The organism is Streptomyces sp. NPDC057486, assembly GCF_042802415.1.
GTDB lineage: Bacteria > Actinomycetota > Actinomycetes > Streptomycetales > Streptomycetaceae > Streptomyces > Streptomyces yanii.
The window spans coordinates 61,712-68,915 of sequence record NZ_JBHVEE010000043.1; the positions used below are offsets into that span (position 1 = coordinate 61,712).

Annotated in this window: 6 protein-coding genes; 5 read left to right on the plus strand and 1 reads right to left on the minus strand. The window is 71.8% G+C overall.

Features of this window, described 5'->3' with window-relative positions; genetic code table 11:
- Positions 1-110: 110 nt before the first annotated feature.
- The gene (locus ACFU6I_RS21150; RefSeq protein WP_384368880.1) at positions 111-1,256 is read right to left on the minus strand and encodes a cystathionine gamma-synthase; all 1,146 of its coding nucleotides are present in this window, start codon (positions 1,254-1,256) and stop codon (positions 111-113) included.
- A gap of 67 nt (positions 1,257-1,323) precedes the next feature.
- On the opposite strand from ACFU6I_RS21150, the gene ACFU6I_RS21155 reads away from it, so the two are divergent.
- The 5 genes from ACFU6I_RS21155 to ACFU6I_RS21175 all read left to right on the plus strand — a co-directional run bounded on the left by ACFU6I_RS21155 (position 1,324) and on the right by ACFU6I_RS21175 (position 7,134).
- Complete coding sequence (locus tag ACFU6I_RS21155; protein ID WP_384368883.1) at positions 1,324-2,427, plus strand: hypothetical protein; 1,104 nt, start codon at positions 1,324-1,326, stop codon at positions 2,425-2,427.
- A gap of 216 nt (positions 2,428-2,643) precedes the next feature.
- Positions 2,644-4,233, plus strand: a complete 1,590-nt coding sequence (locus ACFU6I_RS21160; protein ID WP_384368886.1) for a M48 family metallopeptidase — start codon at positions 2,644-2,646, stop codon at positions 4,231-4,233.
- Between the two features lie 37 nt (positions 4,234-4,270).
- Complete coding sequence (locus ACFU6I_RS21165; protein ID WP_384368889.1) at positions 4,271-5,392, plus strand: hypothetical protein; 1,122 nt, start codon at positions 4,271-4,273, stop codon at positions 5,390-5,392.
- 88 nt (positions 5,393-5,480) lie between these two features.
- Positions 5,481-6,155: a peptide-methionine (S)-S-oxide reductase MsrA gene (gene msrA, locus ACFU6I_RS21170; RefSeq protein ID WP_384368892.1), complete on the plus strand. Its 675-nt coding sequence runs from the start codon at positions 5,481-5,483 to the stop codon at positions 6,153-6,155.
- A 622-nt stretch (positions 6,156-6,777) separates the two neighbouring features.
- On the plus strand, positions 6,778-7,134 hold the full coding sequence (locus ACFU6I_RS21175; protein ID WP_384368902.1) for a YrdB family protein: 357 nt from the start codon (positions 6,778-6,780) through the stop codon (positions 7,132-7,134).
- The last annotated feature ends 70 nt before the right edge of the window (positions 7,135-7,204 follow it).

Sequence of the window (7,204 nt, forward strand, 5' to 3'; positions counted from 1 at the left end):
GGGCCCCGGCACGCACATCTGCCGCGTTGCCGTCGGTCACCGACGCTCCGCCTTGCAGCTGCGCACACCGGACCCCACTCACCGATCCGGTCCGATCCGAAAGAAGGGCCCTATCCGAGCGCCTGCGTCAGGTCGGCCAGCAGGTCGTCCGCGGACTCGATGCCGACGGAGAGGCGGACCAGATCGGCCGGTACCTCCAGGGCGGAGCCGGCCACGGAGGCGTGCGTCATCCGGCCCGGGTGCTCCACCAGCGACTCGACGCCGCCGAGCGACTCGCCGAGCGTGAAGAGCTCGGTCCGGTTGCAGACCTCGACCGCTGCCTCCTCGCCGCCCTGGACCCGGAAGGAGACCATGCCGCCGAACGCCTTCATCTGCTTGGCGGCGACCTCGTGTCCCGGGTGCTCCGGCAGCCCCGGGTAGAGGACCTGGGTGACCTTGGGGTGCCGGGTCAGCAGCTCGGCGACCTTGGCCGCGTTCTCGCTGTGCCGGTCCATCCGGACGGGCAGCGTCTTGATGCCACGCAGCACCAGCCAGGAGTCGAACGGTCCGGCGACCGCGCCCATCGCGTTCTGGTGGTACGCCAGTTCCTCGCCGAGCTCCGCGTCGGCGGCGATCAGCGCACCGCCGACGACGTCGGAGTGGCCGCCCATGTACTTGGTCAGGGAGTGCACGACGACGTCCGCGCCGAGTGCGATCGGCTGCTGCAGGTAAGGGCTGGCGAAGGTGTTGTCGACGACCAGCCGGGCACCCGCGGTGCGCGCCACGTCCGCGACCGCGGCGATGTCGGTGATGCCGAGCAGCGGGTTGGACGGCGTCTCGACCCAGATGACCTTCGTGCGGTCGTTGACCGCGGCCCGGACCGCCGCCGGGTCCGAGGTGTCCGCGACGGAGTAGTCGACGCCCCACCGCTCGACGACCTTGGCGAAGAGCCGGAAGGTGCCGCCGTAGGCGTCGTTCGGGATGACGACATGGGCGCCGGGGTGGAGCAGCGTGCGGAGCAGGCAGTCCTCCGCCGCGAGCCCGGACGCGAAGGCGAGACCGCGGCGGCCGCCCTCGATGGCCGCGAGGTTCTCCTCCAGCGCCGTGCGCGTCGGGTTGGCGCTGCGGCTGTATTCGTAGCCGCCGCGCAGTCCGCCGACGCCGTCCTGCTTGTACGTGGACACCTGATAAATGGGCGGAACAACGGCGCCGGTGAGGGGATCGGCGGTGTTGCCCGCGTGGATCGCGAGAGTCTCGAAGCTGTGCTGATCGCTCATGGGGCCCGAGCGTAGTTCGTCACGGGGGTGATCCACGGCCACTGCGCCGTCCGGTGACAATGGGCGCATGGAGATTCTCTGGTTCCTGATCGCGCTGTGCATGCTCGCCGCGGTCCTCGGCCCCTTCGTGCTGCGTCGCCGCTCCGGTATCCACCAGGTCGCGCCCGGCTCCCCCGACGCCGCCGACCCGGACACGTACGGCTTCGTGCGCCAGGAGCAGCTGGACATCCGGATGCCTGGGCCCGACCAGGACCTCCTCGATGTCCTCGATGTCGTGCAGCGCACCCAGGACTGGCGCGCCGCCTCTCAGCTGCTGGCGGGGACGCCGAAGGAGGGTGAGGTGCGGTGGCAGCGCGTGCAGGCGTTCGCCGGTGCCGCCTCGCTGGAGCTGATGCAGGCGCCCGGGGTCGGTGGCGCGTGGCTGCGGTCGTGGCGCGCGGAGTCGCCGAAGGACGCGGGCGGGGCCGCGGTGCACGCCGAGTTCCTGGTCCAGCAGGCATGGCGGTCCTCGTCCGCGGGGACGGACGACTTCAGGATCATCCTGGAGGAGGCCCGTACGGTCTGCGGCGAGGCGGCCCTGCTGGCGCCCGGCGACCCCGTCCCGTACATCGTCGAGCTGGCCGTCGCGCGTGGACTCGGCTACTCCCACGAGCAGTTCGACCAGCTCTGGGCGAAGATCATCGACCGCGCTCCGGCGCACATGGGCGCGCACATCGCCGCGCTGCACTTCTGGTGCGAGAAGTGGCACGGCTCCCGCGAGGAGGCCGAGCGGTTCGCGACGTCCGCCGCGTCCCGCGCCCCGCAGGCTTCACTGCTGGCCGCGTTGCCGCTGTTCGCGGTGTACGAGCATCTGCCCGAGGTCAATCTGGTGCAGGGCTTCTACCGGGGCGTCGTGGTGACGAAGGCCGTCGAGGGCGCCTTGTTCGCGGTGCACGCGGCGCGCCCCGACGACCCGATGCTCGCCCATGTCCGTCATCTGCTGGTGCTGTTCCTGGTCCGGATGGAACGCTGGGCGGAGGCGATGCACCAGCTCGTCCACATCGACGGGCACGTGGGCGCGCTGCCGTGGACGCAGAACCCCGACCCGGCCGCCGAGTACACGGTCTACCGGGCGCTGGCGGTCGCCGGGTACGAGGCGAACGGCGGCAGCCCGGCGACGCTGCCGCGGTAAGGGGGCCGGTTCCACCGCAGGTCAGCCCTCGTTCCACCGCTGGTCAACCCTCGTTCCACCCCAGATCGGCCCTCGTCCCGCCGCCGGCCGCGGCTGTCGCCGAACCACGTTGCCGCATCCGCCCGCGGTAGGACATACTCCGGATCCCCCCACAACCCGCACGCCCGACTCCACCGTTCGCCATACGTTTCTCGTTCCCGTGGGGGGAATCGCCCGATGGGCCCATCTCTGCGTGCCGCGCGCGCCCTTGTCCTGCTCGCCGGCTTCTATCTGCTGAGCGTCGTCCTGCTCGCCGCCCTCGGAGCCCTCGACTGGGCGGCATTCGCCTGGACACCGGGCAGCGTCGCCGCGAAGCTGTTCGTCCTCAGCGTCGTGCTGGCCGTCCCGATCGTGCGGGGCATGTTCATGCTGCGCACGCCGAAGGACGAGGGCCTGGCCGGACTGCCGGTCGGCGACACCCACGAACCCCTGCTCTGGGCCACCGTCCGTGACATCGCGCAACAGGTCGGCACCCGCGCGCCGGACGAGATCGTGCTCACCGGCGATGTGAACGCCGCGGTCAGCGAGGACGCCAGGTTCCTCGGCCTGGTCGGCGGCAGCCGCCGGCTCTATCTCGGCCTGCCCCTGATGACCGGCCTGTCCCAGGCCCAGCTGCGTTCCGTACTCGCCCACGAGATGGGCCACTACGGCAACTCCGACACCCGGCTCACCGCGATCACCGCGCGCGGCCGCATCCAGGTGACGCGTACCATCGCCCACTTCCAGGAGCGGGCGGGCAAATCCGTCGCCAAGGAGCAGGCGCGCCAGGAGAAGAAGGCGGCAAAGGCCCTCGCCAAGGGCAAGAAGGCCAAGGAGATCGACGCCGGTGGCGCGGGTGTCACGTACCGCGCGATGGCGGCGATCTACACGGCGTACGCGAAGTTCTACATGCGTGCCACGCTCTCCGGCGCCCGCCGCGAGGAGCTCGCGGCCGATGTCGCCGCGGCCCGGATCGCGGGCCGTGACGCGACCGCGTCCGCCCTGCGCGAGCTCCCGGCCCTCGACGCCGCCCACGGCTTCTACATGAACGCTTACGCCACGCTCGGCGTCGAGGCAGGAATGCTGCCGCTGCCCGGCGAGGTCCTCGGAGGCGTACGGCATCTGCTGGCCGCCCGCCAGGACGAGCTGGACGAGATGCGCGGCTCCCTGCCGACCGAGCCGTCCTCCCCGTACGACTCGCATCCCCCGATCGCGGAGCGCGTCGCCCGGATCGAGGCGCTGCCGGACGACGGGCGTGCCTCGGAGCCGGTGGAACCGTCTCTGGCCCTGCTCGCCGATCCCGAGCGGGCGCTCGCCGCCGTCGAGGAGGCAGTCCTCACGCCCGAGGCGCTGAGGCTGCGCCGCGCCGACTGGCCGGAGCTGGTGCACGAGTCGATGGCGTCGTACACCGAACGGTCGGCGCGGGGGTTCGGCGCGGTGGTCGCCGAGGCGACCGGCAGCGACGGCTCGCTCTCCGCCACGCTCGACGCGATCGACGCGGGTGCGCTGTGGCAGATCGCCGACCGGCTGCCCAAGTCCGAGGAGGCCGCCGCGGCGACCGGCCGGGCCGCCCGCGAGTTCGCCAGGCCCCGGCTGCGGTCCGGCCTGTCGCAGCTGGTCAGCAACGAGTGCGTACGGCAGGGACGGGCCCGCTGGCAGCTGTCCTGGTCCGACTCCGCCGCGCTGGAGCTGCCGCACGGGTGGGCGCAGGAGCTCCCCGCGGCGCTGGACGCCGCCGTGGCGGACATCCCGGACACGGAGCCGCTGCGCAAACTGCTCACCCTGTGACCTCCCTGCATCCTCCCGGATTGGACCGGTACTCCCTGTGGCACGACTGATACCTCTGCTGGCGATCGCGTTCGGCGTCTACTTCTGGCTGAAGGCGCGGAAGAACACGGCGTCGCCCGACACCCCCTCGGCGTCCGGCAGTCGCCGGAGCCGCAAGTCCGACCCGGCGAGGGCCGCGGCACAGCTCGGCTTCGTCCCGGCCGACGCCGTCGACACCGCACACGCCGCCGCCCCCGACCCGCACGACGAGGAGGTACGCGCCACTGTCCGGGCCGGGAACTGGCAGGCGGGCGCCGACTTCCTCGCCGGCGCGGGCCGGGACTGGCAGGAGCGCTACCGGCGTGCCGGCGTGCTCCAGGACGAGGCCGCGTCCGACGACACCTGGCTGCTGGCCTGGCGCTCCGCGCAGCCGAAGGACGCGGGCGCCGCCCTCGTGCACGCGGGCGCGCTGATCAGCGTGGCGGCGGACATCCGCGGTGCGAAGCAGGCGAAGTACACCACGCAGGAGCAGTTCGCCGGCTTCCACCGGATGATGGCCCAGGCGCGGGTGGCCTGCCACGAGGCCCAGGAGCTGGCGGGCGACGACCCCTGCCCGTACATCGCCGAGATCTCCTGCGCCCTGGGCCTCGGCTACGGGCACGGCGACTTCCGCGCCCTGTGGGCCGAGATCGAGAAGCGCGACGCGCACCACCTCGCGGCTCACACCTCGGCACTCCAGTACTGGTGCCGCAAGTGGCGCGGCTCGCACGAGCTGGCCGAGCGTTTCGCGCGCGAGGCGGCGGCGAAGGGCAGCCCCGGCCGGCTCCTCTCCTTCCTCCCGCTCTACGCCGCGTTCGAGCAGGAGACCGCGGAGCAGGACGTCGATCCGGACGCGTACTACAAGAGCCCTGAGCTGATCGCCGCGGTCGACGCCTGTCTGATCGATGTGGCGGCCGCCGCGGAGGCCAACCCCGGGGACCCGCGGATCGTCCGGGTCCGCCACATGCTCGCCTGGCTGCTGTACTGGCAGGATCGGTACGAGGAAGCGGTGGAGCAGTTCCGTGCGGTCGACGGCCATATCGACAGCGCCCCGTGGACGTACTCGGGGGACCCGAAGCAGCGCTACCTCCAGGCCCGCGACTTCAGCGCCGCACAGGTCCTGTCGGCGAGCGGGAACTGACGGCTGCGACGTGGCGGGGGCGCCGGAATCCGCGGCGGCCCCGCCACGTTGTACGGGCTGCACACCCCTACCCCGGAGGAGCCCCCGCATGTTCCTGCAGCGCCGCACCCCGCAGCTCCCCACCCCGAATGAGGCTCTGCGCGGCCGCCCCACCCCCGAATTCACCGTCCCGTCCCGCCACACGGTCCTCGGCAATCCGCTGGTGGGCCCGTACCCGCACGGCCTGGAGGTCGCGGACTTCGCGCTGGGCTGTTTCTGGGGTGCCGAGCGCAAGTTCTGGCAGACGGACGGTGTCTGGACGACGCTCGCCGGCTACCAGGGCGGCTACACGGAGAACCCCGTGTACGAGGAGGTCTGCTCGGGCCTGACGGGGCACACGGAAGCGGTCCGCGTCGTCTTCGACCCGAAGATCGTCACGTACTCCGAGCTGCTGAAGGTCTTCTGGGAGTCCCACGACCCGACACAGGGCTTCCGCCAGGGCAATGACGTGGGTACGCAGTACCGCTCGGCGGTCCACACCCACTCCCCCGAGCAGGAGGCGGCCGTTGCCGCGTCCCGCGAGGCGTACCAGAAGGTCCTGACGGCCTCCGGCCACGGCACGATCACCACGGAGATCCTCCCGGCGGAGGGCCGCACGTTCTGGCCCGCCGAGGCATATCACCAGCAGTACCTGGACAAGAACCCGGCCGGGTACTGCGGGATCGGCGGGACGGGGGTTTCATGCCCGATCGGCGTGGCACCTGTCCCGTCGACGGACAGCTGAGGGACAGCTCACCGCTTCGGCGACTCCCGGCCCTGCGCCGCGAGCGCGCACGCATCCGCAGTGAAAAGGGCAGCACGACCGGCCGGCTGCCCGACGGGCCCACTGACCAGAGACTGCGATTCGCCGCCGAGCTCGGCTGAGCCGAGCCACGGTGGTCGGAACCTGGCCAGAATCCTGGAACCAGCTGATGCGCGCCCCCGGGGAAGGCGTTGACCCGGGTCGCTCACTTACGACGGCCGTGAGAGCCGGTCAGGGGTTCGTGCGTGACAGGTGGTCGGGGAGGTCGGTGAGCCGTTCGATGCGGAGCACCGTCTCGTCTGCCGTCGGCAATGACCGATGGTGTCCAGGACGTCCTTGGCCGCAGAAGCGTCCCACCGGGGAATCCTGCGGGGCACGGTGCGAGTCCTCCAGGGACGGCCATGGTGGTTCAGGCGGTGGGTAACCTGTGCCGGAGTGCTGACAGACGAGGGACACCTGGCACAACGGACCCGCGGGACGCGGCATATCGTGCCCGATCGGTGTCGCTCCCGCGGACGGCCGACCTGCCGCCCGCCGTCCCGCGTACCTGCCCGAGGAGGAGTCCCACCCGATGACGAGCGACGGCCTCGACAGCCTTGCCGCGATGCGCGGCCGCCCCTGGTTCATGGCCAACGAACTCCTGGCGTTCGTCATCGAGTTGGCGGCGCTGGCGTGCCTGTCGTGGTGGGGTTTCACCGCCGGCGGCTCAACCGCGGCCCGGTGGCTGCTGGGGCTCGGAATGCCGGCGGCGGCCATCGTGCTGTGGGGGCTGTTCGCCGCTCCTCGCGCCCGGGTCCGGCTTCCGCTGTGGGGCGTCCTGCTGGTGAAGGCGGTGGTGCTCGGCGGCGGGGTGTACGCGGTGTACCGCGTGGGTCATCCGGTGGCGGCGTCGGTGGCCGGCGTCGTGGTGGTCGCGAACACGGGGCCGGCCGAGTTCTTCCGGCGCCGGCCCGCGCGGTGACGGGCTCTCGGGGCCTCTCGCGTTCGGATCATGTTTTTCTCTAGGGGTCCGATACGTTTGTGGTTTGTAT